This is a genomic window from Pseudomonas carassii (assembly GCF_036324045.1).
Lineage (GTDB): Bacteria > Pseudomonadota > Gammaproteobacteria > Pseudomonadales > Pseudomonadaceae > Aquipseudomonas > Aquipseudomonas peradeniyensis.
Genome location: NZ_JAZDCT010000006.1, coordinates 64,785 through 88,497 on the forward strand (window position 1 = coordinate 64,785; position 23,713 = coordinate 88,497).

General features: G+C 64.9%; 26 protein-coding genes. 10 read left to right on the forward strand and 16 right to left on the reverse strand.

What is annotated here, in order from left to right; genetic code table 11:
• The first annotated feature begins 20 nt into the window (after positions 1-20).
• From V0R62_RS06395 to V0R62_RS06405, 3 genes are all read left to right on the forward strand, one after another.
• Positions 21-464 carry a carboxypeptidase regulatory-like domain-containing protein gene (locus V0R62_RS06395; RefSeq protein WP_330103142.1) on the forward strand — a complete coding sequence of 148 codons (444 nt, stop codon included), beginning with the start codon at positions 21-23 and terminating at the stop codon, positions 462-464.
• A gap of 52 nt (positions 465-516) precedes the next feature.
• Complete coding sequence (locus tag V0R62_RS06400) at positions 517-1,251, forward strand: phytanoyl-CoA dioxygenase family protein (RefSeq protein WP_330103143.1); 735 nt, start codon at positions 517-519, stop codon at positions 1,249-1,251.
• A gap of 214 nt (positions 1,252-1,465) precedes the next feature.
• On the forward strand, positions 1,466-1,987 hold the full coding sequence (locus V0R62_RS06405; protein ID WP_330103144.1) for an acyloxyacyl hydrolase: 522 nt from the start codon (positions 1,466-1,468) through the stop codon (positions 1,985-1,987).
• A 45-nt stretch (positions 1,988-2,032) separates the two neighbouring features.
• Here V0R62_RS06405 and V0R62_RS06410 read toward each other — a convergent pair whose 3' ends face one another.
• Entirely contained in the window at positions 2,033-2,923 is an 891-nt protein-coding gene (locus V0R62_RS06410; RefSeq protein ID WP_330103145.1) for a universal stress protein, read from the reverse strand.
• A gap of 83 nt (positions 2,924-3,006) precedes the next feature.
• Positions 3,007-5,007 (reverse strand): peptidase U32 family protein, encoded by a 2,001-nt coding sequence (locus V0R62_RS06415; RefSeq protein ID WP_330103146.1) that lies wholly within the window; start codon positions 5,005-5,007, stop codon positions 3,007-3,009.
• 181 nt (positions 5,008-5,188) lie between these two features.
• Here V0R62_RS06415 and V0R62_RS06420 point away from each other — a divergent pair, with 181 nt between their 5' ends.
• On the forward strand, positions 5,189-6,031 hold the full coding sequence (locus tag V0R62_RS06420) for an RHS repeat-associated core domain-containing protein (protein WP_330103147.1): 843 nt from the start codon (positions 5,189-5,191) through the stop codon (positions 6,029-6,031).
• Positions 6,032-6,082: 51 nt separating this feature from the next.
• Here V0R62_RS06420 and V0R62_RS06425 read toward each other — a convergent pair whose 3' ends face one another.
• Positions 6,083-6,463: a RidA family protein gene (locus tag V0R62_RS06425; RefSeq protein ID WP_330103148.1), complete on the reverse strand. Its 381-nt coding sequence runs from the start codon at positions 6,461-6,463 to the stop codon at positions 6,083-6,085.
• 169 nt (positions 6,464-6,632) lie between these two features.
• Between V0R62_RS06425 and V0R62_RS06430 the strand changes: the two genes are divergently transcribed.
• Positions 6,633-7,328 carry a tRNA (adenine(22)-N(1))-methyltransferase gene (locus V0R62_RS06430; protein ID WP_330103149.1) on the forward strand — a complete coding sequence of 232 codons (696 nt, stop codon included), beginning with the start codon at positions 6,633-6,635 and terminating at the stop codon, positions 7,326-7,328.
• 6 nt (positions 7,329-7,334) lie between these two features.
• Here the strand turns inward: V0R62_RS06430 and V0R62_RS06435 are convergent, their stop codons facing one another.
• Together V0R62_RS06435 and V0R62_RS06440 are read right to left on the reverse strand one after the other, a co-directional pair.
• Positions 7,335-8,639, reverse strand: coding sequence for an MFS transporter (locus tag V0R62_RS06435; RefSeq protein ID WP_330103150.1), 1,305 nt, complete (start codon positions 8,637-8,639; stop codon positions 7,335-7,337).
• Positions 8,640-8,738: 99 nt separating this feature from the next.
• On the reverse strand, positions 8,739-8,984 hold the full coding sequence (locus V0R62_RS06440) for a DUF2790 domain-containing protein (protein WP_330103151.1): 246 nt from the start codon (positions 8,982-8,984) through the stop codon (positions 8,739-8,741).
• Between the two features lie 115 nt (positions 8,985-9,099).
• Between V0R62_RS06440 and V0R62_RS06445 the strand changes: the two genes are divergently transcribed.
• A complete protein-coding gene (locus V0R62_RS06445) occupies positions 9,100-10,032 on the forward strand; it encodes a LysR family transcriptional regulator (protein ID WP_330103152.1) in 933 nt (310 codons plus the stop codon).
• A 227-nt stretch (positions 10,033-10,259) separates the two neighbouring features.
• On the opposite strand, the gene V0R62_RS06450 is transcribed toward V0R62_RS06445, so the two are convergent.
• The 3 genes from V0R62_RS06450 to V0R62_RS06460 form a co-directional block, all read right to left on the reverse strand.
• Positions 10,260-10,571, reverse strand: coding sequence for a hypothetical protein (locus tag V0R62_RS06450; RefSeq protein WP_330103153.1), 312 nt, complete (start codon positions 10,569-10,571; stop codon positions 10,260-10,262).
• A 93-nt stretch (positions 10,572-10,664) separates the two neighbouring features.
• The gene (locus V0R62_RS06455; protein WP_330103154.1) at positions 10,665-11,969 is read right to left on the reverse strand and encodes an MFS transporter; all 1,305 of its coding nucleotides are present in this window, start codon (positions 11,967-11,969) and stop codon (positions 10,665-10,667) included.
• A gap of 302 nt (positions 11,970-12,271) precedes the next feature.
• On the reverse strand, positions 12,272-12,943 hold the full coding sequence (locus tag V0R62_RS06460; RefSeq protein ID WP_330103155.1) for a class I SAM-dependent methyltransferase: 672 nt from the start codon (positions 12,941-12,943) through the stop codon (positions 12,272-12,274).
• Between the two features lie 142 nt (positions 12,944-13,085).
• Between V0R62_RS06460 and V0R62_RS06465 the strand changes: the two genes are divergently transcribed.
• Entirely contained in the window at positions 13,086-13,838 is a 753-nt protein-coding gene (locus V0R62_RS06465) for a methyltransferase domain-containing protein (protein ID WP_330103156.1), read from the forward strand.
• Between the two features lie 32 nt (positions 13,839-13,870).
• On the forward strand, positions 13,871-14,341 hold the full coding sequence (locus V0R62_RS06470; protein ID WP_330103157.1) for an OsmC family protein: 471 nt from the start codon (positions 13,871-13,873) through the stop codon (positions 14,339-14,341).
• A gap of 362 nt (positions 14,342-14,703) precedes the next feature.
• Here the strand turns inward: V0R62_RS06470 and V0R62_RS06475 are convergent, their stop codons facing one another.
• The 6 genes from V0R62_RS06475 to V0R62_RS06500 form a co-directional block, all read right to left on the reverse strand.
• On the reverse strand, positions 14,704-15,486 hold the full coding sequence (locus V0R62_RS06475) for an amino acid ABC transporter ATP-binding protein (RefSeq protein ID WP_330103158.1): 783 nt from the start codon (positions 15,484-15,486) through the stop codon (positions 14,704-14,706).
• Positions 15,487-15,509: 23 nt separating this feature from the next.
• Positions 15,510-16,754, reverse strand: coding sequence for an FAD-binding oxidoreductase (locus tag V0R62_RS06480; RefSeq protein ID WP_330103159.1), 1,245 nt, complete (start codon positions 16,752-16,754; stop codon positions 15,510-15,512).
• A gap of 16 nt (positions 16,755-16,770) precedes the next feature.
• Positions 16,771-17,481, reverse strand: a complete 711-nt coding sequence (locus tag V0R62_RS06485) for an ABC transporter permease (RefSeq protein WP_330103160.1) — start codon at positions 17,479-17,481, stop codon at positions 16,771-16,773.
• Positions 17,478-18,197, reverse strand: a complete 720-nt coding sequence (locus V0R62_RS06490; protein ID WP_330103161.1) for an ABC transporter permease — start codon at positions 18,195-18,197, stop codon at positions 17,478-17,480. The genes V0R62_RS06485 and V0R62_RS06490 overlap by 4 nt, the downstream gene beginning before the upstream one ends.
• A 104-nt stretch (positions 18,198-18,301) precedes the next feature.
• Entirely contained in the window at positions 18,302-19,054 is a 753-nt protein-coding gene (locus V0R62_RS06495; RefSeq protein WP_330103162.1) for a transporter substrate-binding domain-containing protein, read from the reverse strand.
• Between the two features lie 26 nt (positions 19,055-19,080).
• Positions 19,081-19,953, reverse strand: coding sequence for a MurR/RpiR family transcriptional regulator (locus V0R62_RS06500; RefSeq protein ID WP_330103163.1), 873 nt, complete (start codon positions 19,951-19,953; stop codon positions 19,081-19,083).
• 143 nt (positions 19,954-20,096) lie between these two features.
• Here V0R62_RS06500 and V0R62_RS06505 point away from each other — a divergent pair, with 143 nt between their 5' ends.
• Positions 20,097-21,122: an Ldh family oxidoreductase gene (locus V0R62_RS06505; protein WP_330103164.1), complete on the forward strand. Its 1,026-nt coding sequence runs from the start codon at positions 20,097-20,099 to the stop codon at positions 21,120-21,122.
• A gap of 36 nt (positions 21,123-21,158) precedes the next feature.
• Here V0R62_RS06505 and V0R62_RS06510 read toward each other — a convergent pair whose 3' ends face one another.
• Complete coding sequence (locus V0R62_RS06510) at positions 21,159-21,407, reverse strand: hypothetical protein (RefSeq protein WP_330103165.1); 249 nt, start codon at positions 21,405-21,407, stop codon at positions 21,159-21,161.
• A gap of 272 nt (positions 21,408-21,679) precedes the next feature.
• The gene (locus V0R62_RS06515; protein WP_330103166.1) at positions 21,680-22,180 is read right to left on the reverse strand and encodes a hypothetical protein; all 501 of its coding nucleotides are present in this window, start codon (positions 22,178-22,180) and stop codon (positions 21,680-21,682) included.
• 235 nt (positions 22,181-22,415) lie between these two features.
• On the opposite strand from V0R62_RS06515, the gene V0R62_RS06520 reads away from it, so the two are divergent.
• Positions 22,416-23,612, forward strand: a complete 1,197-nt coding sequence (locus tag V0R62_RS06520) for an amino acid aminotransferase (protein ID WP_330103167.1) — start codon at positions 22,416-22,418, stop codon at positions 23,610-23,612.
• The last annotated feature ends 101 nt before the right edge of the window (positions 23,613-23,713 follow it).

The following is a 23,713-nucleotide window of genomic DNA, read 5'->3' on the forward strand; positions in this document are numbered from 1 at the left end:
CCATGCGGGAGGAATGCACCATGCGTACCCATCATTACGGCCTGTGCGCGGCGCTGTTGCTGGTGCTGGCCATGCCCTGGACTTTGGCGGCGGCCGCCGACCTGAACGCGCCGATCGATCCGCAGGGCGTGCAACTGCAGCCCCAGGAGCAGAACGGCATTCGCTACTTGCAGGGTGGTATCGGCCAGGACGAGGCCAATGCTCTGCGCCGGACGCCCGGCTATGACCTGCATATCACCCTGTCGACCGGTGCGGACGGCAAGTTCCAGAGCGGCGCCGCGCTGGACATCCAGTCAGTCCAGGGCCAATCGGTGCTGGCGTTGCAGGACGTCGGGCCGCTGATCTTCGTGCAGTTGCCTCCAGGGCACTACCGGGTGATCGGCAATGCCGATGGCCGGACCGTGCAACAGCAGGTAACGGTGGACGGCAAGGCGCCGGCGCGGGTCGATCTCAACTGGCGCTGAGGAACGCGATCGCGGGGCAAGCCCGCTCCCAAGAGGGCGGTAGAGGGGCGCCATGCATCTTCAGGACTGTCTGCAGGCCTTGGATGAGGTGGGTTACACCTTAATCCCCGAGGTGCTCGATCCCTTGCAGGTCGCCCTGTTGCGCAGCGCCATCGACGACCTGCAGCCGATCCATTGGGACTACCAGGGCCTGCTGGAGCACTACAAGTGCGTCTTCAACCGCGATCCGCTGTGGCTGCCGTTTCTCGACCTGCCGGCGCTGATTGAACTGGCCGAGGCGGCACTGGGCAGCGATTGCCACATCATCGGCCAGACTGCCTGGCGCAGTCACCCCGGCTATCCGGGCATGGGCCTGCACCTCGATCACCTGCCATTCGAGCTGCCAGGCAATGCGGGTTTCACGCTGCCCGTGCAGATCCTCACGGCGCAGCTATACCTCTGCGATATCGACGATGCGATAGGACCGACCTGGATCGTGCCCGGCAGCCATCGCGCCGGGCGGCGCCCCGGCGAGGGCGAACAGGCCTGGCAAGGGCAAGACGCGGTGGCGGTGCTCTGTCGGGCCGGCGATGCGCTGATATTTCGCAGCGATGCCTGGCATGGCGGCGGCACCAACCGCAGCGTCGGACAGGTGCGCGACATGCTCCAGGTGCACTACGGTCGGCGCATGGTGGCGCAGAAGTTCTCGCCCTACCTGCACTGGCAGTTCAACCCGCAGGTGCTGGCCCAGGCCACGCCCCGCCAGCGCCGGCTGCTGGGCGAGCACGAGGAGGCGGAATACGACTGAACCCTTGAATGGAACGCAGTGTCCTTAGCCAATAGTGGCAAATCACTTTTCACTATCGGAATATTCGGACAATAATCGAGGAAGTATTACCACTTGTAACCCGGTTGGATGTGCCGGGTCGCCGGTGCAGAACGAGGGGCGCAGCCCCCACTTGCCCGCAGGCACGCGCCAGGTCGCGGGCCTGCCCGTGAAGACCATCAGGAGAAGTCATTTGATGAAGACCCGTCTCGCCACTACGGTGGCTGCCGCCGTGCTGGCATTCGCAGGCGCCAACCTGGCCCAGGCCGCCCAGATATCCGGTGCCGTGGGCGCCACTGGCCAGGGCGACATGACTTACCGTATCGGGATGTCGTTCGACTGGGACAAGAAATGGCTGGAAAGCAGCACCGGCCACCTGACCGGTTACTGGGACGCGGCCTACACCTACTGGGAAGGTGGCGAGGCCAGCGGCGCCCACTCGCTGTCGTTCAGCCCTGTGTTCGTCTACGAGTTCAGTGGCTTCACCTACACCCCGTTCATCGAGGCCGGTATCGGTCTGGCGGCATTCTCCAAGACCGACGTGGGCGACCAGCGCCTGGGCTCGTCGGTGAACTTTGAGGACCGGATCGGTTTCGGCCTGAAGTTGCCGGCGGAGCAGAAGATCGGCATTCGCGCCATGCACTATTCCAACGCCGGGCTGAAGCAGCCCAACGACGGGATCGAGTCGTACTCGCTGTTCTACAGCAAAGGCTTCTGAACCGGACAAGCCCGCTCCCGCAGCGTGGGAGCGGGCTTTTGTCGTTTAACGCACGGCCTTGATCGCCAGCACATTGCACAGCGGGTGCTCCAGCACATGCGCCGTGGTGCCGCCGAGAAACGCCTGCAAGGCATCGTGCCGGTGGTTGCCCATGACGATCACATCGACCCGGTGGGCGGCGATGTACTGGGTGATCGCCTTGACCGCCGGCCCTTCGAGGAAGTGGCGGCGCTCCAGATCTATCTGGTAGTGGTCGCCCAGGCGGTTGAACGCCGTGCGCTGGGCCGTGCGCACGCTTGTGTCGAAACCGGGCATGGTCACGGTGCCGGCGCCGAAGTCGGCGATATGGGTCCTGGCCGCATCACATACATGCAACAGGTGCAGCTCGGCGTTGCACTGCAGGGCCAGGGCATGGGCGCTGCGGATCACCTGGTCGTCCAGATGCTCGCCGGCGCCATGGCTGTTGAGGTCGACCGCCGCGGCGATCTGTCGGGGCAGGGGCAGGCGGATATCGCTGACCAGGTGCACCGCCACCGGGCTGTCCTTGAGCAATTGCCAGTCCAGCGGCGTGACCAGCAGGCGCTTGAGGATGGGCTCGTGCTGCACGTCCTTGACCAGCAGGTCGCAGCCCAGGCGCTCGACCTGCTCCAGCACGCTGCCCAGCGGGTCGCGGGTCAGCAGCAGTTCGGTGGAGACATCCAGGCCGGCGTTGCGCAGTTGCTCGGCCTCGTCGGCCAGCCACTGGCGGTTGTCCTCGAGCAGGCGCTCGCGCTCGCGGCCGTCGCTCATCAGGCCGAAGGTGTCGACATCGTCGACGAAGACATTGAGGTCCAGCAGGGCCCCGCTGGATTCGGCCAGCGCCGCGGCGCGCTGCAGGGCAGGCGTATGGCGCATCTGCGGACCGAGCATGACCAACAAACGCTTGAACTGGCTCATCTCACACCTCCACGTGTGGCAGCCCCCTGTTCAGTCTAGACCCGCCGCCGGTGAAATCCTGTGGAGCGACGGCGGGTCGTCTTTCAGTGCGGCGCGCGCGGGATGGTCTTGAGCAGGTCTTCCGGGCTGATGTGCCCGACCACCTGGGCCACCGCGCTGCCCGGGGTCGGCAGGTCGATGATGTGGCTCTTCATCTTGCCGATCACGTGCATCTCGCAGGGCTTGCAGTCGAACTTCAGGGTCAGCACTTCATCGCCCTGGATCAGCTGCATCGGCGCCACCTTGGTGCGCACGCCGGTCACGCCCTTGGCCTGCTTGGGGCACAGGTTGAAGGAGAAGCGCAGGCAGTGCTTGGTGATCATCACCGGCACTTCGCCGTGCTCTTCATGGGCCTCGTAGGCAGCGTCGATCAGTTGTACGCCGTGGCGGTGGTAGAAGTCGCGGGCCTTCTGGTTGTAGACGTTGGCCAGGAACGACAGGTGCGACTCGGGGTACACCGGCGGTGGCGTGGTCTCGGCCTTGCGTCCGCCCCGTGGGTGCGCTTTGACCCGTGCCGCAGTCAAAGCCTCGATGGCTTCGCGGCGCAGGGCCTTGAGCTGCGAGTTGGGGATGAAGTACGCCTGCGGCGCATCGAGCTCGATGGCCGTGGCGTGGTACATCGTGGTGCCCAGCTGGCCAAGCAGGTCGTGCAGTTGGTCCAGGGCCTGCTGTGGCTTGTTGGCGGCACCGAACGGCCCGTCGAGGGCCACTTGCACACTGACACCCTCTTCACTGCTGAGGGTGAGCATCAGGCGCTGTTCACGCAGTACCGCATGCCACTCGACACCGACCCGGCGCTCGGCGGAGGTGCGCTGCAGTGCCTGCTGCCAGTTGTGGTCGAGGTTGCGCGACAGCGGGTGGTTGGGGCGCAGCTTGTACAGGCCCTCGGGCATCTCGTTGGGTTCGACGCGGTAGCGGTAGCGCTTCTGGCCGTCTTCCTCGGATTCGCTCTTGAGCTCGGCGATGTTGGCGCGGAAACCCACGACCTCGCGCTTGACCAGCACGTTGAGGCCGTCGCCGTTGGTCAGCGGGACATCGGTGGCCACCAGCAGGTCGCGCTTGCCGACTTTCTCCACCACGCCCACCGGCAGGCCGGTGAAGGTTGGCGAATCGAAGGCGCCGATGTCGATCTTGCGATCGCTGACGAAGTAGTCGGTGCTGCCGCGGTGGAAGGTCTTGTCCGGGTCCGGCACGAAGAAGTGCTCGGTACGGCCGCTGGAGGCGCGGGCCAGTTCAGGGCGGTCCTCGAGGATGGCATCGAGTTCCTTGCGGTAGTGGGCGGTGATGTTCTTCACGTAGCCCACGTCCTTGTAGCGGCCCTCGATCTTGAACGAGCGCACGCCGGCATCGACCAGGTCGCGCAGGTTGGCGGTCTGGTTGTTGTCCTTCATCGACAGCAGGTGTTTCTCGAAAGCCACCACGCGGCCCTGGTCGTCCTTGAGGGTGTACGGCAGGCGGCAGGCCTGGGAGCAGTCGCCGCGGTTGGCGCTGCGCCCGGTCTGGGCGTGGGAAATGTTGCACTGGCCGGAGAAGGCCACGCACAGCGCGCCGTGGATGAAGAACTCGATGGCTGCATCGGTCTCGGCGGCGATGGCGCGGATCTGTTGCAGGTTCAGCTCGCGGGCCAGCACCAGCTGGGAGAAACCGGCCTGGTCGAGGAATTTGGCCCGCTCCAGGGTGCGGATGTCGGTCTGGGTGCTGGCGTGCAGCTCGATCGGCGGGATATCCAGCTCCATCACTCCCAGGTCCTGCACGATCAGCGCATCGACACCGGCGTCGTACAGCTGGTGGATCAGCTTGCGGGCAGGTTCGAGCTCATTGTCGTGGAGGATGGTGTTGATGGTGGTGAATACGCGGGCGTGGTAGCGCCGGGCGAACTCCACCAGCTCGGCAATATCGCTGACCTCGTTGCAGGCGTTGTGGCGCGCGCCGAAGCTCGGGCCGCCGATGTAGATGGCGTCGGCGCCGTGCAGGATCGCCTCGCGGGCGATGCTCACGTCACGGGCAGGGCTGAGCAGTTCCAGGTGATGCTTTGGAAGGGACATGTCGTTATAGGTTCGGGCTGTCACGGTAAGGCGGGCATTGTAGCGGTGAAACGGGGCGGGGGCATCCATAACCGATGAACTCGCCCAAACGGTGGTAGCGGGCCTGGTATTTTTGTCAGTTATGCGTGCGGTGCGGTGGTGATAGCGTCGGGTCCAATATCTTTCTGCGAAAGGTTGTGCGATGACTTCTAGCCGTTTGGCCGTGATCGACCAGCAGCGATCGGTGCTGGGAGGCTCCAGCCTGCCCAGGGCTTACACGCCTTATGGGGCCGTTTCCGATAAGCGTGGTGCTCTGTTGGCCTACTGCGGCCAGCCCCATGACTCGCTGACGGGCCATTATCACTTGGGCAACGGGCATCGGACCTTCAATCCATTGCTGATGCGGTTCAACTCGCCTGATCGGTTGAGTCCGTTTGGGGCCGGAGGGATCAATGCTTATGCGTACTGTCAGGGTGATCCGATCAACTTCCATGACTCCCGGGGTACTGAGAGGACATTTGTCAGATCACTCCTGGCCACGGCGGCGTCGGCTGTAGGCACGGCTGGTGCGAACGAGGCGCCCCATCACTTAAAACAGTTATGGGATATGTCCGTCTACTCGGAAAATCGACAAATACTGATAGACAACAAGCTTGAGGGACTGGCGGGTCAACCCGTGACATTCATGCAGAGGGCTACCCATGGTTTTGGAGCAATGACTAGTACAGCTTCAGCTCTAGTTGGATGGGGCGCAGGCGTCTATCTGGGTGCCACGGAGGAGGGGGGCGGTAATTGGGCGACGGACTTGGGGTTGCTTGTCGGGGTCGTCGCTGCCGCTGCGGTTTCCAAGGTTTCTGACATGGTCTCCTCCAGCCAAGAAGTCAATTTTGGCGCCAAGGCAAAGGAGTTGCAGGTTGATATCAACCGTATGTACCAAGAGAAAAGGGTGCGAGCTCAGACGTCACCTATGGGCCAGGTGGCAATAGGTGTTGGTGAGACGCTGAATGCGGCATTGCGCGATGGACCACAAGAAAGCAGCGTTTGATGAAGAGCCAGTCGTCATGGGGCCGCGTCGAAGGCGGCCCATGAACAGATCTCAGCCCTTGGCCGCCATCGCCGTCACTTCCACACGCATTCCCTCGAACGCCAGAGAAGCCACGCCCACCGCCGCGCGCACTGGCCACGGCTTGCTGAAGAACCGCTGGTACACCTCGTTGAACACCGCCCGGTCGGCCATGTCGGTCAGGTAGATGGTCAGGTGCAGCACCCGGTCCATCGAGCTACCGGCGCGTTCCAGGGCGACCTTGAGCGCCTGCAGGGTGCATTCGCACTGGGTGGTGATGTCGCCCAGTTCGAGACTGCCGTCGGCCTGCACGGGGATCTGGGTGCTGACCAGGATGCCGTTGTACTCGGCAACGTCCGAGGAAATCGAGTCGGCGTCCGGGTCGGGGGTGTAGATGATGTCACTGTTAGCCATGGGATTTCGCCTTGCAACGGAAGGAAACCGCCAAGCCTACGCGAGCGGGTCGGGCAGGTCGAGGCGCGGCGGCCGGTCGCGGGCATTTGAAATGCGTGGCGCGGGCGGTCAGAATCGCGCCCCGACCCGGCCACAGGCGCCGGGCCCAGGTTGTCAGAAGAGGCTTGCGTTGAACGAACACACATTGTCCATGCGCCTGGAGCGCGTGGCCGCCCATGTGCCGGCCGGGGCGCGCCTGGCCGATATCGGCTCGGACCATGGCTACCTGCCGGTGGCGCTGGTGCGTCGCGGTGCGATTGTCGCGGCGGTGGCCGGCGAGGTGGCGCTCACGCCTTATGAGGCTGCACGGCGCACCGTGCGCGAAAACAGCCTGGAGGATCGCATCACCGTGCGTCACGCCAGTGGCCTGGCGGCCATCGAACCGGGTGACGGCATCACCGCGATCACTATCTGTGGCATGGGCGGCGAGACCATCCGCGATATTCTCGAGGCCGGCAAGCAGCACCTGGGCGGGCACGAGCGCCTGGTCCTGCAACCTAACGGCGGCGAGCCCGCGCTGCGCCAGTGGTTGATGGGCAACGGCTACCGGATCGTCGGCGAGGAAGTACTGCGGGAAAACCGCTTCGACTACGAGATCATCGTCGCCGAACGTGCCGAGGCGGTCGCCTACACGGCCGAGCAGCTGTACTTCGGCCCGCTGCTGATGCAGGCACGCAGCCCGGCTTTTCTGTTCAAGTGGCAGCGCATGCTGCGCCAGAAGCAGCAGAGCCTGGACAACTTCGCCCGGGCACGCCAGCCGGTGCCCGAGGACAAGGTGCGCGACATCACCCGCCAGGCCGGTTGGATCCGCGAGCTGCTGGCCTGAGCCCATTCATTTCGGGTTGACCACGCTGGCGGGCACCTTCAGCACGAGCATGCCACCGAGCACGATGGCCACCGCCAGCACCTGCAGGGCCAGGCCCGGGTTGGCGGTACTGTCGCGCATCCAGCCGATCAGGTAGGGCGCGGCGAACGAGGCGATGCTGCCGAACGAGCTGATCATGGCGATGCCGGCGGCCTGGGTACCACCCGCCAGGAACGCCGGCGGCAGTTGCCAGAACATCGGCAGGGCGGCGCTGGCGCCCATGCCGGCGATCACCAGCCCGGCCATCACCAGTGTGGCGTTGCCCGGCGCCGACCCGGCCAGGGCGATACCGGCGGCGGCCATCAGCAGCGGCACGCACAGGTGCCAGCGGCGTTCGCGTTGGCGGTCGGAGGAGCGCCCACAACCGAGCATGAACAGGCACCCGGCCAGGTAGGGAATGGCGCTGAGCAGGCCGACCTGGCCATCGCTGCCGATGCCGGCGCCATGGATCAGGCTGGGCATCCAGAAGGCCAGGGTGTTGACCGCCAGCATCACCGCGCAATACACCGCCACCAGCAGCCAGACCTGCGCGTTGCCGAGTAGGCCACGCAGCGAGCTGATCGGCTTGTGCCGCTCCTCGCCGGCCATTTCCTCGCGCAGCGCCCGCTTCTGCCCGGCGTCGAGCCAGGCGACCTGCTCGAAGCTGTCCGGCAGGCACTTGAGCACTACCAGCCCGAGCAGCACCACCGGCAGGCCCTCGATCAGGAACATCCATTGCCAGCCGCGCAGGCCGCCCTGGTCGTGGAAGGCCTGGAGAATGCCACCGGACAACGGCCCGCCGACCACGCCGGCCAAAGGCACGGCAATGGCGAACAGCGCGGTGATCTGGGCACGGCGCCGGGCCGGGTACCAGCGGTTGAGCACCACGAGGATGCCGGGGAAGAAACCTGCTTCGGCCACCCCCAGCAGAAACCGCAGGGCATAGAAGCCGGCGGCGTCCTGTACCCACATCATGCCGGTGGACAGCAGGCCCCAGACCACCATCAGGGTGGCGATCCAGCGCCGCGGCCCGACTCGCTCCAGGGCCAGGTTGCTGGGCACGCCGAACAGCGCGTAGGCGATGAAAAACAGGCCGGCACCCAGGCCGTAGACCGTGTCGGAAAAGCCCAGGTCGGCGCTCATCTGCATCTTGGCAAAGCCGATGTTGATGCGATCCAGATGGGCGAACAGGTAGCACACCAGCAGCAGCGGCATCAGCCGCCAGGTAATGCGGGCATGGGTGGCGTCGCAGGCGCGCACGGGCGTGGCCGTGGAGGTATCGATCGTATTCATGGTCCGGGACGTTCTTGTTGTTGTCCCGGCAGATCATGCGGCGGTGTCGCGGGCAGGCAAATGCACTTTCAGCAAGATGGCTGGTATTTTTCCCAGGGCTTACAGCTGCGAGCAGTTGCCCATCTGGCGGTAGTCGACTTCACGGGTCTGGCCCTGGCGATCGACATAGACCATGTGCGCGGTGCCCACCTGGCAGTCGGCGTCGTTGCTGGCCGGGGTGATCGAGATGACCTTGGCGATATCCAGCGGCATGCCGTATTCGTAAGTGCTGGCGGTGGTGTCGGCCAGTGCGCCAAACGAGGCGAGGGTGGCGCTCAGGGCGAGCAGGGCGATCGAACGTTTCATGACAGGCTCCTCATTTATTGCGGATAGCTAATGATCCATTCATTTGCGTTTCACAATAAATGGGCTATCCCGTGATAGATTGCTGCCTTTCATGTATGAATGAGGGTGCCGGCTCATGGACATGCTGCATGCGATGCGAACCTTCGCCCGGGTAGTGGAGTGCGGCAGCTTCGCCGCGGCGGCACAGGCCCTGGATATCTCTGCGGCGCAGGTGTCGCGGATCGTTGCCGAGCTGGAGAACCAGCTGCAGACCCGCCTGCTGCACCGCACCACCCGGCGCCTGCGCATGAGCGAGGCGGGGGAACGGTTTTTAGAGCGCACCCGGCAGATCATGCTGCTTACCGAGGAGGCAGTGGACGAGGCCCGTGGCGCCCATCTCACGCCTCGTGGCCACCTGCGTTTTCATTGCACCCATGGCCTGGGCTTGCTGATGATGCCGCTGGTGGCGCGCTACAACGCTACCTGCCCGGAAGTGGTGATGGAACTGACCCTGTCGCAGCGCAACCCCGACCCGCTGGCCGAGGGGCACGATGTGGTGATCACCATCGGCCAGGGCCTGCCGGACTCGCAACTGATCGCCATCCCGCTGGGCAGCATCCATAGCATCCTTTGCGCCTCCCCCGAGTACCTGGCCTGCCACGGCGTGCCCGAGCGGCCTGAGGATTTGCACGACCACGTCTGCCTGCGCACGGTCGACCCGCTGTTCGAGGAGGACTGGTCGTTCGAGGGCCAGCCCGACAGCTGTGTGATCGTGCCCCAGGACACCTTTCTCACCAACGTCGCCGACGCCATGCTCAAGGCTACCGAGTTGGGGATGGGCGTGGGGCTGCTGCCCTATTATTCGGCCAGCCAGGCGATGCAAGAGGGGCGCCTATGCCGGCTGTTGGCACCGCACCGGCTGCGTCAGCGGGAAATCTACGCGATCTACCCGTCGCGGCATTACCTGGACGCCAAGGTGCGCACCTGGCTGGATTTTCTCAAGGAACAACTGCCGCTGCTGTTTGCCGAGCATCAGCGGGTGGCGGATGAGCCTCGCTACTGGCGCTGACACATATCGCGGGCAAGGCCTTTATAAAGTTTTGGGCTCCTATTCAAGATTGCCGGGGCCGCGTTGCGGCCCCTTCGCGGCACAAGGCCGCTCCTACAGGCGAGCGCGTACCCCTGTAGGAGCGGCCTTGTGCCGCGAAAGGGCTGCAAAGCAGCCCCGGCAAATCCAGGTCGGGTGCCAATTATCATCACCTTGAACGGGCTGGCGGCAAGGCCGGTACAGCCAGGTCAACGGCTATCCTGATCCTCGGCGCTGCCACCTGACGCCCCGGCCCCGGAGCCTGTGGCTTCACCGGTGCTGTTGGAGCCACCGGCAGCACCATCGGCGGCGTCGGAATCGCTACCGGTATCACTGCTGTCGTTATCCTTGCTGCCACCGGGATTGTTGATGCTGCCGTCTTCACCGGCGGTCTTGCCCTGGTCTGTGGCGTGTCCGCTATGGCTGTTGCCACCATTGATGTCGGTCGCGGCAAGGCTGAGGGTGGTGCCGCCACCGAGCAGCAGCGCCAGCATCAAGGCGAGGGGACGTGGATTGACCATGATGAATCTCCTGTCGGATGACCTGTCATGGTTGGGCTGCCACGGTGGTGCCAAGGTGCCCGTCAAGCGACGGGCGGTCCTTGCTGTGAGCCTTCAGTGCGCGTCGGGACGCGACGCCTGTTGACCGTGCGTGGTATCCATCGCGTCCAGCGTAGGGTGCTCCTGGGCCGCGTGCATCAGGTCCTCGGTCACCCGCAGTTCCGCGCCGGTTGGCGAGAAGGTCGCGGTCGGCGCGAACGGCGCCGGGTGTTCCGGTGCCGGGCGCTTGCCACGGCGCCAGAGGAAGAAGCCGACCATGGCCAGGTTGATCACCGCGAAGGCCCAGAACAGGCCGGCCTCGCCGTAGGCGGTCATCATCGGCGAAATGGCCAGTGGCGCCATGGCCGAGCCCAGCGAGTTGATCAGCAGCAGCCCCTGGATCATCGGCACCAGCGCGTCGGCCGGGGCGCGGTCGGCGGCGCTGCTGACCGCCACCGGATACAGCGCGAACACGCCGCCACCGAGCAGGAACAGCAGCGCCGGCAGCAGCACGGTGTCGGCCGGCAGCAGCACGATCAGCACCGACAGCACGGTGCACAGGGCGGCCAGGGCGATCAGCACGTCCTGGCGGTCCTTGCGGTCCGACCAGCGCCCGACCGGGTACTGCAGCAGCATGGCGCCGAGAATCACCCAGGCCATCATGTCGCCGACCTTGCCCACATCCAGGCCGATGCGCTGCAGGTACAGCGGCAACAGGGCGTAGATCCCGGCGATGGCGACCCCCGAGCCGAAGCAGCCGACCAGCCCGGTCGGCGCCACGCCCAGCAACTGCCGAGGTTTGAGCGGCTCGACCTGATCCAGCAGCGGCGACACCCGCGGTAGGATCACGATCGGCAGCACCGACAGCGTGGCGAGCATGCCGGCAACCATGAACGGCGCGGTCTCGCCCCAGCCGGTGACTTCGCCCAGGCCGGCCTGGGCGATTACCCCGGCGCCGTAGAAGGCGATCATGTACAGCGCCAGCAGACGCCCACGGATCTTGGCGTCGCCGGCCAGCAGCAGCCAGCTTTCGATCACCAGGAACACCCCGACCGCGGCCCAGCCGTTGATCAGGCGCAGGGCGAACCACCAGGTGGTGTCGTAGAACAGGCCCTGCAGCAGGATGGTTGCGCCGATCAGTGCGGCGAAGCTGCTGTAGGCGCGGATGTGGCCGATGCGCAGGATCAGGCGGTCGTTGAAGATCGCTCCGAGGGTCAGGCCGATGAAGTAGGCCGAGGAGACCACGCCGATGGTGGTCGCCGATTCGCCGGCGGCGCCCAGGCGCAGGGTGGTCAGGGAAGACAGCACGCCATTGCCCAGGGCAATGATGAACAGACCGAGCAGGGGTGCCAGCGCCATCGCCAGCAAACGCACAGACATAGTTACCTCAAGGTTGAAAAGAGCTCAGATGCGCCTTCTCGGCTGCACGGACCTGGATGGGCGGCGTGCAGTGCGGCCTGGGCGGGCTGCGACCTTGGCAAGATTCAACCGCGGACCTGATGCAGGCAGGTCGGGCGGGGGCGGTTGAGCCTGTGGCACATGCGCGATGTGATGAGGCACGGACGCTGTCTTTGCGGGCGGTTGCCACCGGCTGGGGCGACGGGCGAAAAGGAGGCGGGATTTTAAGGCCTGTGCAGGATTTGCCAAGTAGGAAAAGGCTGCGACGAGTGGCCGCAGGGGTGTCAGTCCAGCCTGTGCGCTGCCAACAGCAGGGATTGCGGCACCTGGCTCTGCGGATGTTGCGGCTCCTGCAGCTCCAGCAGGCCGAACCCGGCCAGCTCCAGGGCCTTCAGCCAACTGCCCAAGGTGCGGAAGTACCAGGGCATGGGGCGCCAGTTTCCGCTGAAGCCGGCAAAGGTCTCCTCGCGCCAACCATCCTGGTAGTGTCCGGCAGCCGCCGTCCACGGGTGCAGGGTCTGGATCAGCAGCGTGCCGCCGGGCAGCAGCAAGGTCCGCATGGCGCAGAGCAGGGGGATGATGTCCCGTTGCAGCAGGGCGAAGTTGGCGCACACCAGGCCATAGTCCTGGCCGATGTCCACCGCACCTTCGGCCAGCTGCTGGTAGCTGGCCAGGTGTACTTGGGGCGAGCCCGCCGAGTGCGCGGCGGCGACCAGCGCCGCATCGCCATCCACGCCGACCGCGTCGATGCCCCGTGCCGCCAGGGCCCGCAGCAACCAGCCCTCGCCGCAACCCAGGTCGAGCACCCTCGCAGGCTGACGGCCCAGCACGGCCAGCAGTATCGCCTGGTCGGTGACCTCGCGACGGGACGTGATGGCGCCGGAGCGTACGGCTTCGATCCAGGACTGGGCGTTGTGCCGCCAGCTGTCCAGCAGGGGATCGGTGGTGGTGGGCATGGTCAGGTCCGACAACGCTGCATGAGTGCAAAAAGCGCCGCGAGTTATGGTCGTTATTTGTGAAACACCACACTAGCATAGGCCAGTCTTGTGTCCGGGGCCCTTTGCTCTGCACACTGGCGCACCTGCGAAGGAGCATGGCATGGCACTTGCGAAAGCGGATTTCACCACGCGTCTGCTGGTCGATGCCGGTATCGGCCCCGGCATGCGTGTGCTCGACGTCGGGTGTGGCAGCGGCGATGTCAGCTGGCTGCTGGCCCGGCTGGTGGATGGCGATGGCGCGGTGGTCGGGGTTGACCAGGCGGCTGATGCCCTGGAGCTTGCACGTAAGCGTGAGACACCCAAGGGCGCGGCGATACCTGAGTTCGTCCAGGCTGACCTGCAGGCACTGCCCGAGTCCCTGGGGTTGTTCGATGCCATCGTCGGGCGGCGGGTGCTGATGTATCAGGCGGAACCGGTCAAGGCTTTGCGTCTGCTGACCCGGCATCTGTTGCCCGGTGGGCTGATGGTTTTTCAGGAACACGACAGCAGCCTGACCCCGGCCAGCCTGGAACCCTTTGCGCTGCATCGCAAGGCCCAACAGTGGTTGCAACGTATGCTGGCCCATGAGGGGGCCGACCTGCATATCGGCTTCAACCTGCATCGGCTGTTCAGCGAGGCGGGGCTGGCGGTCGAAGATCTGCGGGCCGAAGGCCTGGTGCAGACACCCGACAGCGCTTATCCCCTGGCCGATATCATTCGCGCCTGCTTGCCGCGGATCATCGGTCATGGCGTGGCTACGGCCAGGCAGGTCGGGATCGATACGCTGCACGCGCGGCTGGAGGTCGAGCGGCTTCAGTCGCGGGGCATCTACATAGGCGACATGGCCTTTGGCATCTGGGCGCGCAAGCGCTGAACAATGTGTTTATTTGATCAAGGAGGTATCGGATGGCGCAGTACACCGCACAAGTGACCTGGAATCGTGACGGGCAGGATTTTCTCGGTAACCGCTACAGTCGTCGGCATTTGTGGCGTTTCGATGGCGGGGTGGAGGTGCCGGGCTCGTCCTCGCCCCATGTGGTACCTTTGCCGATGTCGGATGCCTCGGCGGTGGACCCGGAGGAGGCGTTCGTCGCGGCGTTGTCGAGTTGCCATATGCTGTGGTTCCTGTCCCTGGCGGCCAAGCAGCGGTTTTGTGTCGAGCGGTATGTTGATGATGCCTTGGGGGTAATGGCCGTTGACGAGGCAGGGCGCATGGCCATGACCGTGGTGACCTTGCGGCCGGCGGTCGAGTTTTCCGGGGAGCGACGGCCTAGTTTTGAGCAACTGGAGCGGTTGCATCATCTGGCCCATGAGGAGTGTTTTATTGCCAATTCAGTGAAGACTGAAGTGCGGTGTGAACCGGTGGTTTCTGGGTGAGGTTTTGTTCTGGGTTACCTGTGTTAAATGTTGATTGTTTTGAAAGTTGCATACGCATTCATTTGTGATGTCGATGCATAGTGTTCGGCGCTGCCACTCTAACGGTCAGCCCTTTCAAGGTCTTGCGATTTTTGAGATATGACCGTTCCAACTCAAGATTGCCGGGGTCGCTTTGCGACCCTTTCGCGACACAAGGCCGTTCCTACAAGGGGCGCGGTCACATGTAGGAGCGGCCTTGTGTCGCGAAAGGGCTGCAAAGCAGCCCCGGCAATTCCAAGTCGGACGCCAATTTTCAGCACCTTGAAAGGGCTGACTCTAACGGTGAACACCTTGCAAATGAATGCGCCCATAATCGCCAATCGCTAATGCAGGATCTGCTTCAGAAACGCCTGTGCCCGCGCCGTCCTGGGCTGCCCGAAGAACACCTCCGGCGGGCTGTCCTCGATGATCTTCCCGCCCTCGAGGAACAGCACCCGTTCAGCCACCTGCCGGGCGAAGCCCATTTCGTGGGTGACGCAGAGCATGGTCATGCCGGTGCCGGCCAACTGCACCAGCACATCCAACACCTCGGCCACCATCTCCGGGTCGAGCGCCGAGGTCGGCTCGTCGAACAGCATGATCCTCGGCTTCATGCACAGCGCCCGGGCGATCGCCACCCGCTGCTGCTGGCCGCCAGACAGCTGGCTGGGGTACTTGTGCGCCTGGTTCTCGATGCCGACCTTGCTCAAGTACAACCGCGCCCGTTCCTCGGCCTCACGGCGCGACAGGCCACGCACGCTCATTGGCGCCAGCAGGCAGTTGTCGAGCACGCTCATGTGCGGGAACAGGTTGAAGTGCTGGAACACCATGCCGATCTCGCTGCGCATCTGGTCGGCCTGGCGGCCTTTGCTGGCCAGGTCGATGCCGGCGACATGGATGCTGCCCTGCTGGGCGATTTCCAGGCGGTTGATGCAGCGGATCAGCGTCGACTTGCCCGAGCCCGACGGGCCGCAGAGCACGATGCGCTCGCCCTCGCGCACCGACAGGTCGATGTCATGCAGCACATGGAAGGCGCCGTAGTGCTTGTTCAGGCCCTCGATGCGGATCAGTTCCGGGCGTGGATCGGGGGCAGGGTGCAGGCTGGCAAGGCTCAGGGGGGCGGTCATCTTGTTGTTCTCCCGCTCAAGGTTCAGTCGAAACGCGCGGCGCTGTAGGGCGCAGGGTCGGTGAAGGGGCGCTCGCCGGTCATCAGCTCCGCCAGCAGGCGGCCGCTGACCGGGCCCAGGGTCAGGCCGTGGTGGGCATGGCCGAAGTTGAACCACAGGTGCTTGTGCAGGGGCGCCGGGCCGATCACCGGGCGCATGTCCGGCAGGCAGGGGCGGCGGCCCAGCCAGGGCTTGTCGTCCAGGCGCTCGCCCAGGGCCGGGAACAGCCTGCGTGCCAGGGCTTCGCAGCGGCGCAGCTGGATCTCGTTGGCGGCGGCGTCGCTCGCCGCGAACTCGATGCCGGTGGTCAGGCGCACGCCACGGGCCATTGGCGCCAGGACGTAGCCGCCCTGGGTGTCACAGATCGAATGCCCCAGCTCGGCGCCGTCGCGGGTGGTGTAGTGCATGTGGTAGCCGCGTTTGATGCCCAGCGGAAAGCGGTAGCCCAGCCGCTCGTAGAGGTCGGCCGACTGCGGACCGAGGCAGGCCACCACTTCGTCGGCGGTCACGCTGCCGCGACGCGTGTCCAGTTGCCAGCCGTCCTCGACCTGACGCAGGCTGCGCGCGTCGCCGTGGAGGAACTGCCCGCCACGCTGGACGAACAGCGCCGCATAGCCACGGGTCAGGCCGCCGGGGTTGCTCACCGTCTTCGGGTCGAGCCAGTGGATGCCGCCGATCACGCCACCGTCCAGTTGCTGTTCGCGGGCCTGCAGTTGTTCGCGTTCGAGGATCTCGTACTGCAGGCCGTAGCGGGCCAGCCCCTTCAGGTCGCCCTTGGCCTGTTCGAACAGCGCGGCATCACGGTACACCTCGATCCAGCCTTTGGCCTGTACCAGCCCCTGCAGACCGGCGGCTTCGATCAGTGCATCGTGCTCCTCGACGCTGCGCTGTACCAGCGGCAGCATGTCGGCGGCAGCCTTGGCCAGGCGGCCGGGGGCGGACTGGCGCCAGTAGCTGAGCAACCAGGGAGCGGCCTTGGGCAGGTGGGGCAGGCTGTAGCGCACGTCGGGCTGACGGTTCAGGCCGTAGCGCAGCAAGGCACTCCACTGGCGCGGGAAGGCGTAGGGGATCACGCTGGAGCGCTCGATCAGCCCGGCGTTGCCATGGCTGGTGCCGCTGCCCGGCTCGTCGCGATCGATGAGGATCACCTGGCGTCCGCGGGCCTGCAGGTGCAGGGCGGTGCTGACGCCGACGATGCCGGCGCCCAGGACGATGGTCTGGCAATGCATGAAAGGATTCCTTCAATCAGTTCAGGTGGCGGCCCAGGCGGGCCTCCAGGTGTTTCAGGGTGCGCCGGACCACCTCGACGATCAGCAGGTAAAGCACCGCCGCCCACAGGTAGATCTGGAAGTCGAAGCTGCGCGAGAAGGCCAGCTTGGTCACCCCCATCAGGTCGTAGAGGGTCACCAGCGAGGCGATGGCGCTGGCCTTGATCATCATGATCAGCTCGTTGCCCAACGGGCCGATGGCGACCAGCAGCGACTGTGGCAGCACCACCTTGAAGAAGGTGGTAGAGCGCTTGAGGTTGAGGGCCTTGGCGGCCTCGTACTGGCCTAGCGCGACGGCCATCAGGCTGGCGCGGAAGATCTCGGCCTGGTACGCGGCGGTGTTGAGGGTGAAGGCGAGCAGGGCGCAGTACCAGGCCTCGCGGAAGAACCACCACAGCCCCAGGTCCTGCCAGAAGCCCTTGAGCGAGCCGAGCCCGTAGTACAGCAAAAACAACTGCGCCAGCAGCGGCGAGCCGCGGAAGAAGTACACATAGCCGGCGGCCAGGCGTTGCAGCACGAGGCTCCGCGACATCCGCGCCAGGGCCAGGAACATGCCCAGCAGCGCGCCGAGGGTGAAGGAGATCGCCACCAGCTTGGCGGTGACCAGCAGGCCATCGACGAAGCGCGCGCCGTAGCGCTCCAGCAGGTCTGGGTCGAGCACGTAGGCCAGCAGTTGCTCCGGGCTCATGGGCGGGCTCCTTGCAGATGGCGGTTACTGCGCCGCTCCAGCAGGGCGAAGACCCTGCCCGACAGCGCCGAGAACAGCAGGTAGACCAGGCAGGCGACGCCGTAGAACAGCATCGGTTCCTTGGTCACGCTGACCGCCAGGTTGGTCTGGCGCATCAGGTCGATCAGCGAGATGGTCGAAACCAGCGAGGTGTCCTTGAGCAGGCTCAGCCAGTTGTTCGACAGGCCCGGCAGGGCGATGCGCGTCAGTTGCGGCAGCACCACCTTGAAGAACCCGGTGCGCTTGCCCAGGCCCAGGGCTGCGCAGGCCTCCAACTGGCCCTTGGGCAGGGTCTTGAAGGCCATCAGCCAGATTTCACTGGAGAACGCGGCGAACACCAGGCTGAAGGCAACCATGGCGGCGAGGAAGGTGTTGATCAGCACCTCGCCCTCGTAGCCCAGTGCGGCGAGGATCTTTTGCGCGGCGATCTGGCAGCCGTAGTAGATGATCAGCAGGGTGAGCAGTTCGGGCAGGCCGCGGAACACCGTGGAAAAGGTGGTGGCCCACGCTCGCGGCAGGCGTTTGCGCGAGCGCGCGGCCAGCGCCACCAGCAGGCCCAGCGGCAGGCCGATGGGCAGGCAGGCCAGGGCCAGCGACACGGTCACCAGGGCGCCGGCCAGCAGCGCCTGACCCCAGCCGCCGCTGGCGAAGGAAAGCAGGGAGAGTTGATCGAGCATGGGTAACCCCCGGGATACAGGCGACCCCGTGGGAGCGGGCTTGCCCCGCGATAGCACCTGATTGACGAAGGACGCCATCGCGGGGCAAGCCCGCTCCCACGAGATTACTGGTAGATATCGAAGGCGAAGTACTTGCTCGCGATCTTCTGGTACGTGCCATTGGCCACGATCGCCGCCAGGGCCTCGTTCAGCCGCACGCGCAGAGCCTCGTCATCCTTGCGCACGGCAATCGCCGCATCGGCCTTGGTGCCGTCGACGTCACCGAGGATCTTGCAGCAGTCCTTGCCACTCTTGTTCAGCCATTCGTGCAGCGGGAACTTGTCGGCGATCACCCCGTCCAGGCGTCCGGCGGCAAGGTCGGCGTTGGCCTCGTCCAGGGTCGGGTACAGCTTCACGTCCGCGCCGGCCTTGCCGTACACGTCCTCGGCGTAGATCGCCTGGGTCGAGGCGGACTGGGCGCCGACCGTGTAGCCCTTGAAGTCGGTCTGCGCGTCGCTGATCTTGCTGTCCTTGGCGACCGCCACGGTCAGCGGGGTGCGGTAGTAGCGGTCGGTGAAGGCGATCTTGCGGCGCCGTTCCTCGGTGTCGATCATCGAGGCCACCACGGCGTCGTACTTGCGCGCCATCAGCGCCGGGATGATGCCTTCCCAGTCCTGGGCCACCAGGGTGCACTCGACTTTCATCTGCTCGCACAGGGCATGGGTGATGTCGATGTCGAAGCCGTGCAGCTGGTTGTTCGCATCGACGTAGTTGAACGGCGGGTAAGCGCCTTCAGTGGCAAAACGCAGGGTCTCGGCACTGGCGCCTGCCGCCAGCAGCAGGGCGCACGCACCCACCACAGCCATGGTTCCTTTCATCTCGCACCTCGGTAGTTGCACTCTTGCTATTGTTGTTTGCCCGCCGGCCACGAGGTGTAGCCGACGAACTCGTTATGTAGAGCGGCAGTTGCTTCCAAGCGTCTTTCAACATCCGGTCCGAGCTTCTTGCAGACCTCGTTGACCATCAGGTGCACCCACGACAGCATGGTCGCGGTGGATTCCCAGAACAGGTTGAATTCGGTGGGGATGCGGAACACCTCGTCGGCGTTGGCATCGGCCCAGTCACAGAAGGTGTCGGTGACCAGGGTCACCGGGATGCCCAGCGCGCGGGCCTTGTGGCACAGCTGCAGGGCATGGCGGGAATAGCGGCGCGCCTCGAACACCACCAGCGCGCAGTCCTGTGGGCGCCCCAGCAGCACCTCGGCGAAGTGCCCGGCGCTGCCGTCGACCAGTTGCACGCCGTCGCGCAGGTACTGCAGCAGGTGGCTCATGCACATGGCCACGCCACGTTCGGTCTGAAAGCCGGCGACGAACACCCGTGGTTTTTCCGCCAGGCGCCGGGCCACCTGCTGCCAGGCTTCGCCGCGGCTGTATTCGTGCACGCGCACCAGCGCGGCCATTTCCAGCTCCAGGCTGCCCGAGCGCTGGTCGTCCTCGGGTTGCTGGCGGAACTCCTGCAGGCGGTCGCCCACCAGCCAGGGGCCGTCGCCCAGGTCGTTCTGCAGGTCCTGCTTGAGCGCCTTGAGGTGCGCGTAGCCCAGCGAGCGGCAGAAGCGGCCGACGCTGGATTCACTGACGCCCAGCTTGGCGGCGATGCTGGCCGAGGTCTGGAACGGCAGTTCGTGGAGGTTGGCGAGCATGTAGCTGGCGATCTGGCGGCCCGAGGCGGCTGCGGTGTGCAGGCTGCTTTCCAGGCGTTGCTTGATCGATTGGCTCATGGTCGGTCCCGGTTGATTTCTGGCGTGGAAGCCAAAATGGCTGTTTTCTGTCATCAAGTCAATATTTGACAGATAGCTGTCATTGGCGGGAAAGTCTGTGCAGTTGCGCTGTAGCGAATCCAATTCCAAGAAAGGAGCTCCAGATGTCTTCACCTTCCACCGGCCCTGTCGTGCGCGTGCCTTTTAACGAACTGCGGGCGTTGCTGCAGTCGATCTTCGAGCGTCATGGCTGCAGCGCGGCGGTGGCCGCCGTGCTCGCCCACAATTGCGCCAGTGCCCAGCGCGACGGTGCCCACAGCCATGGGGTGTTCCGTATTCCCGGTTATGTCTCGACCCTGGCCAGCGGCTGGGTCGATGGCCGCGCCGAGCCGCAGGTGAGCGACCTTGCGCCGGCCTGTGTGCGAGTCGATGCCAAGGGCGGCTTTGCCCAGCCGGCACTGGCGGCAGCCCGCCCGCTGCTGGTGGAGAAGGCGCGCACGGCCGGCATCGCGGTGCTGGCGATCCACAACTCGCACCATTTCGCCGCGCTGTGGCCGGATGTCGAGCCGTTCGCCGACGAAGGCCTGGTGGCCCTGAGCGTGGTCAACAGCATGACCTGCGTGGTGCCACACGGTGCGCGCAAGCCACTGTTCGGCACCAACCCCATCGCCTTTGCCGCGCCTTGCGCCGGGCATGATCCGATCGTCTTCGACATGGCCACCAGTGCCATGGCCCATGGCGACGTGCAGATCGCCGCGCGGGCGGGCGAGCAACTGCCGCCGGGCATGGGCGTGGATGCCGAGGGCCGGCCGACCACCGACCCCAAGGCGATTCTCGAGGGCGGCGCCTTGCTACCGTTCGGCGGGCACAAGGGCTCGGCGCTGTCGATGATGGTCGAGCTGCTGGCGGCGGCGCTGACGGGCGGCAATTTCTCCTGGGAGTTCGACTGGTCCGGGCATCCGGGAGCCAAGACCCCCTGGACCGGGCAGTTGATCATCGTGATCGACCCGAGCAAGGCCGAGGGCGAGCGTTTCGCGCTGCGCAGCCGCGAACTGGTGGAGCAGATGCAGGCAGTCGGGTTGACGCGGATGCCGGGCGAGCGGCGTTATCGCGAGCGTGAAGTGGCCGGGCGGGAAGGGGTGGCGTTGAGTGAACGGGAGTGGGTGGAGTTGCAGGGGTTGGCAGGCTGAACTGGCCCCATCTGGATCGGGATGGGGCGCAGGTCCTCAATCCCGATCACGATCAAAAAAGTGCGAGCGATCAAACAGCAAGGTCGTGCCGAGCACGACGAAGAATAGAGCCCATTGCCCACCATCGAGATTCATGAACTCGCGTTGTCCCAGCTGTGAACAGGTACTGATGCCCGCCACCATGAAGACGATGTACAGGATTCTGCGAAGCAGTACTGACCTGCAAAGCCAGTCGAACAGAAGGATTGCGACCGGTAGATAGATCAGCAGGTAAAGCATGTTCATGAATGCCTCCTCTATCGGTTTCGCTCATACCAACTCGAGCGTTCGAACAGCAGAGGAAATCCGGCGAGTGAAAAGAACAGGCCCCATGCCCCTCCATCCCAGTAAAGAACCTCCTGGGCACCGAGTTGGGTGCAAGCGGTGATGCCTGTGATCTGGAAAACCAGGTAGAGCCATCTGCGTACCAGCGTCGGTTTACAGATCCAGTCGAGGAACCAGCCTGTCAGTGCAGTACACAGAGTCAGGTAGATATAGGACATTGTGTATACCCGTCCTCAGAGAATCAGCAGCAGCGCGCTACGTTGAGGGCCAATTCCCCCGTTGACCTGGGCTTGAAGCGATACCAAAACATCGCCGGCATGGAATGTTGGTATTGCTCCCTTTGCCAGCCTCGAGGCTGCAAATCCTGCAGCGGAGGCCACTAAGCCAGCGGCCATCGTACCCGCGATTCCGACAACGGTAGTTCCTGCCGCTTTACCCACTGCTGCTCCGACCAGGGTGAGCACATCGCTCCGTTGATCATTCAGCACGTCCCCCTGCTGACGTGTGAGTGGGCGTGATACTGCAACTTTCATCTGGCATGGCAGATTGCCTGCGAGCATGCGGTCATAGAGTTGGGCCACGGCCTCCACGATTTGGTAATGCCCTTTGTGCACGAAGGGTAAGGCCAACTTGCGCAATTGACAGTGCTCACCTGGCTGGACGGTGAACTCGCTGATATCGAAGGCAATTCCATGATGGGCAATGACCTGGTACGTCCTGTCCGGCTGTATCAATCCCTCTCTTTTTTATACATGTAATTCGTGTGAGCGGGACAATGGCAGGCCGATGCAGAGGGTGCCTATTCATCCGTTTCCGTAATTGATGTGGGAAATGTCTTTGCGTCGTAACGCTCGCTCTTGCACCCCTGCATCGACTCCTTGCACATCGGTGATGTTCCTCACGCCCCACTGCGGGTATCCTCGCTGGAGCCTTCCCTGAACTGTCCTGATTTCCAAGGAGCTGCACGCTGTGTTCAAACATGTCGATGCCTATGCCGGCGACCCGATCCTCTCGTTGATGGAAACCTTCAAGGCCGACCCGCGCGCCGACAAGGTCAACCTGAGTATCGGTCTGTACTACGACGAAGCTGGCGTGGTGCCGCAGCTGGCGGCGGTGGGCGAGGTGGAGAAGCGCCTGGCCGGCCAGCCCCATGAAGCCTCGCTGTACCTGCCGATGGAAGGCCTGGCCGCCTACCGCCAGGCGATCCAGGCGCTGCTGTTCGGCGCAGATCACCCGGCTGTGGCCGATGGCCGCGTGGCCACCGTGCAGACCGTCGGCGGCTCCGGCGCGCTGAAAGTCGGCGCCGACTTCCTCAAGCGCTACTTCCCGGGCTCCGAGGTGTGGGTGAGCAACCCGACCTGGGACAACCACCGGGCGATCTTCGAAGGCGCGGGCTTCAAGGTGCACAGCTATCCGTACTTCGACACCGCCAGCCGTGGCGTCGACTTCGCTGGCATGCTGGCGACCCTGCAGACCCTGCCGGCCAACAGCATCGTCCTGCTGCACCCGTGCTGCCACAACCCCACCGGCGTCGACCTGGACCAGAACCAGTGGCAGCAGGTGGTCGAGGTGGTCAAGGCGCGCCAGCTGATTCCGTTCCTCGACATCGCCTACCAGGGCTTCGGTGAAGGCCTGGTGGAAGACGCCTACGCCATCCGCGAGATGGCCCGTGCCGGCGTGCCGTGCCTGGTCAGCAACTCGTTCTCGAAGATCTTCTCGCTGTACGGCGAGCGGGTAGGGGGCCTGTCGGTGGTCTGCGACGATGCCGCCACCGCCTCCAGCGTGCTCGGCCAGCTCAAGGCCACCGTGCGCCGCAACTACTCCAGCCCGCCCGCGTTCGGCGCCCAGCTGGTGGCCGGCGTGCTCGGCGATGCCACGCTCAATGCCCAGTGGGCGGCGGAAGTGGAGGTGATGCGCAAGCGTATCCTCGACATGCGCCAGGGCCTGGTCGACCTGCTCGGCGAGCTGCTGCCGGGCCAGGACTTCCAGTTCTTCCTGCGCCAGCGCGGCATGTTCAGCTACACCGGCTTCAGCGTCGAGCAGGTGCGTCGCCTGCGTGACGAGTTCGGCGTGTACCTGATCGACAGTGGCCGGGTGTGCATGTCCGGGCTGCGTCCGGCCAACCTGCGCCAGGTGGCCGAGGCGTTTGCCGCCGTTCAGCGGTAATCTGCCAGGGGCCGCTTTGGCGGCCCTTTCGCGGCACAAGGCCGCTCCTACAGAGAAACGCAAGCCCCTGTAGGAGCGGCCTTGTGCCGCGAAAGGGCTGC

Bases quoted from the DNA above. Each gene is read 5' to 3' on its own strand.
- V0R62_RS06445 (WP_330103152.1), top strand. From the start codon at position 9,100: ATGGACATGCTGCATGCGATGCGAACCTTCGCCCGGGTAGTGGAGTGC.
- V0R62_RS06485 (WP_330103160.1), bottom strand. From the start codon at position 17,481: ATGAGCCCGGAGCAACTGCTGGCCTACGTGCTCGACCCAGACCTGCTG.
- V0R62_RS06405 (WP_330103144.1), top strand. From the start codon at position 1,466: ATGAAGACCCGTCTCGCCACTACGGTGGCTGCCGCCGTGCTGGCATTC.
- V0R62_RS06480 (WP_330103159.1), bottom strand. From the start codon at position 16,754: ATGCATTGCCAGACCATCGTCCTGGGCGCCGGCATCGTCGGCGTCAGC.
- V0R62_RS06435 (WP_330103150.1), bottom strand. From the start codon at position 8,639: ATGAATACGATCGATACCTCCACGGCCACGCCCGTGCGCGCCTGCGAC.
- V0R62_RS06455 (WP_330103154.1), bottom strand. From the start codon at position 11,969: ATGTCTGTGCGTTTGCTGGCGATGGCGCTGGCACCCCTGCTCGGTCTG.
- V0R62_RS06495 (WP_330103162.1), bottom strand. From the start codon at position 19,054: ATGAAAGGAACCATGGCTGTGGTGGGTGCGTGCGCCCTGCTGCTGGCG.
- V0R62_RS06510 (WP_330103165.1), bottom strand. From the start codon at position 21,407: ATGAACATGCTTTACCTGCTGATCTATCTACCGGTCGCAATCCTTCTG.
- V0R62_RS06420 (WP_330103147.1), top strand. From the start codon at position 5,189: ATGACTTCTAGCCGTTTGGCCGTGATCGACCAGCAGCGATCGGTGCTG.
- V0R62_RS06505 (WP_330103164.1), top strand. From the start codon at position 20,097: ATGTCTTCACCTTCCACCGGCCCTGTCGTGCGCGTGCCTTTTAACGAA.
- V0R62_RS06440 (WP_330103151.1), bottom strand. From the start codon at position 8,984: ATGAAACGTTCGATCGCCCTGCTCGCCCTGAGCGCCACCCTCGCCTCG.
- V0R62_RS06460 (WP_330103155.1), bottom strand. From the start codon at position 12,943: ATGCCCACCACCACCGATCCCCTGCTGGACAGCTGGCGGCACAACGCC.
- V0R62_RS06425 (WP_330103148.1), bottom strand. From the start codon at position 6,463: ATGGCTAACAGTGACATCATCTACACCCCCGACCCGGACGCCGACTCG.
- V0R62_RS06410 (WP_330103145.1), bottom strand. From the start codon at position 2,923: ATGAGCCAGTTCAAGCGTTTGTTGGTCATGCTCGGTCCGCAGATGCGC.
- V0R62_RS06400 (WP_330103143.1), top strand. From the start codon at position 517: ATGCATCTTCAGGACTGTCTGCAGGCCTTGGATGAGGTGGGTTACACC.
- V0R62_RS06395 (WP_330103142.1), top strand. From the start codon at position 21: ATGCGTACCCATCATTACGGCCTGTGCGCGGCGCTGTTGCTGGTGCTG.
- V0R62_RS06500 (WP_330103163.1), bottom strand. From the start codon at position 19,953: ATGAGCCAATCGATCAAGCAACGCCTGGAAAGCAGCCTGCACACCGCA.
- V0R62_RS06490 (WP_330103161.1), bottom strand. From the start codon at position 18,197: ATGCTCGATCAACTCTCCCTGCTTTCCTTCGCCAGCGGCGGCTGGGGT.
- V0R62_RS06450 (WP_330103153.1), bottom strand. From the start codon at position 10,571: ATGGTCAATCCACGTCCCCTCGCCTTGATGCTGGCGCTGCTGCTCGGT.
- V0R62_RS06415 (WP_330103146.1), bottom strand. From the start codon at position 5,007: ATGTCCCTTCCAAAGCATCACCTGGAACTGCTCAGCCCTGCCCGTGAC.
- V0R62_RS06475 (WP_330103158.1), bottom strand. From the start codon at position 15,486: ATGACCGCCCCCCTGAGCCTTGCCAGCCTGCACCCTGCCCCCGATCCA.
- V0R62_RS06465 (WP_330103156.1), top strand. From the start codon at position 13,086: ATGGCACTTGCGAAAGCGGATTTCACCACGCGTCTGCTGGTCGATGCC.
- V0R62_RS06470 (WP_330103157.1), top strand. From the start codon at position 13,871: ATGGCGCAGTACACCGCACAAGTGACCTGGAATCGTGACGGGCAGGAT.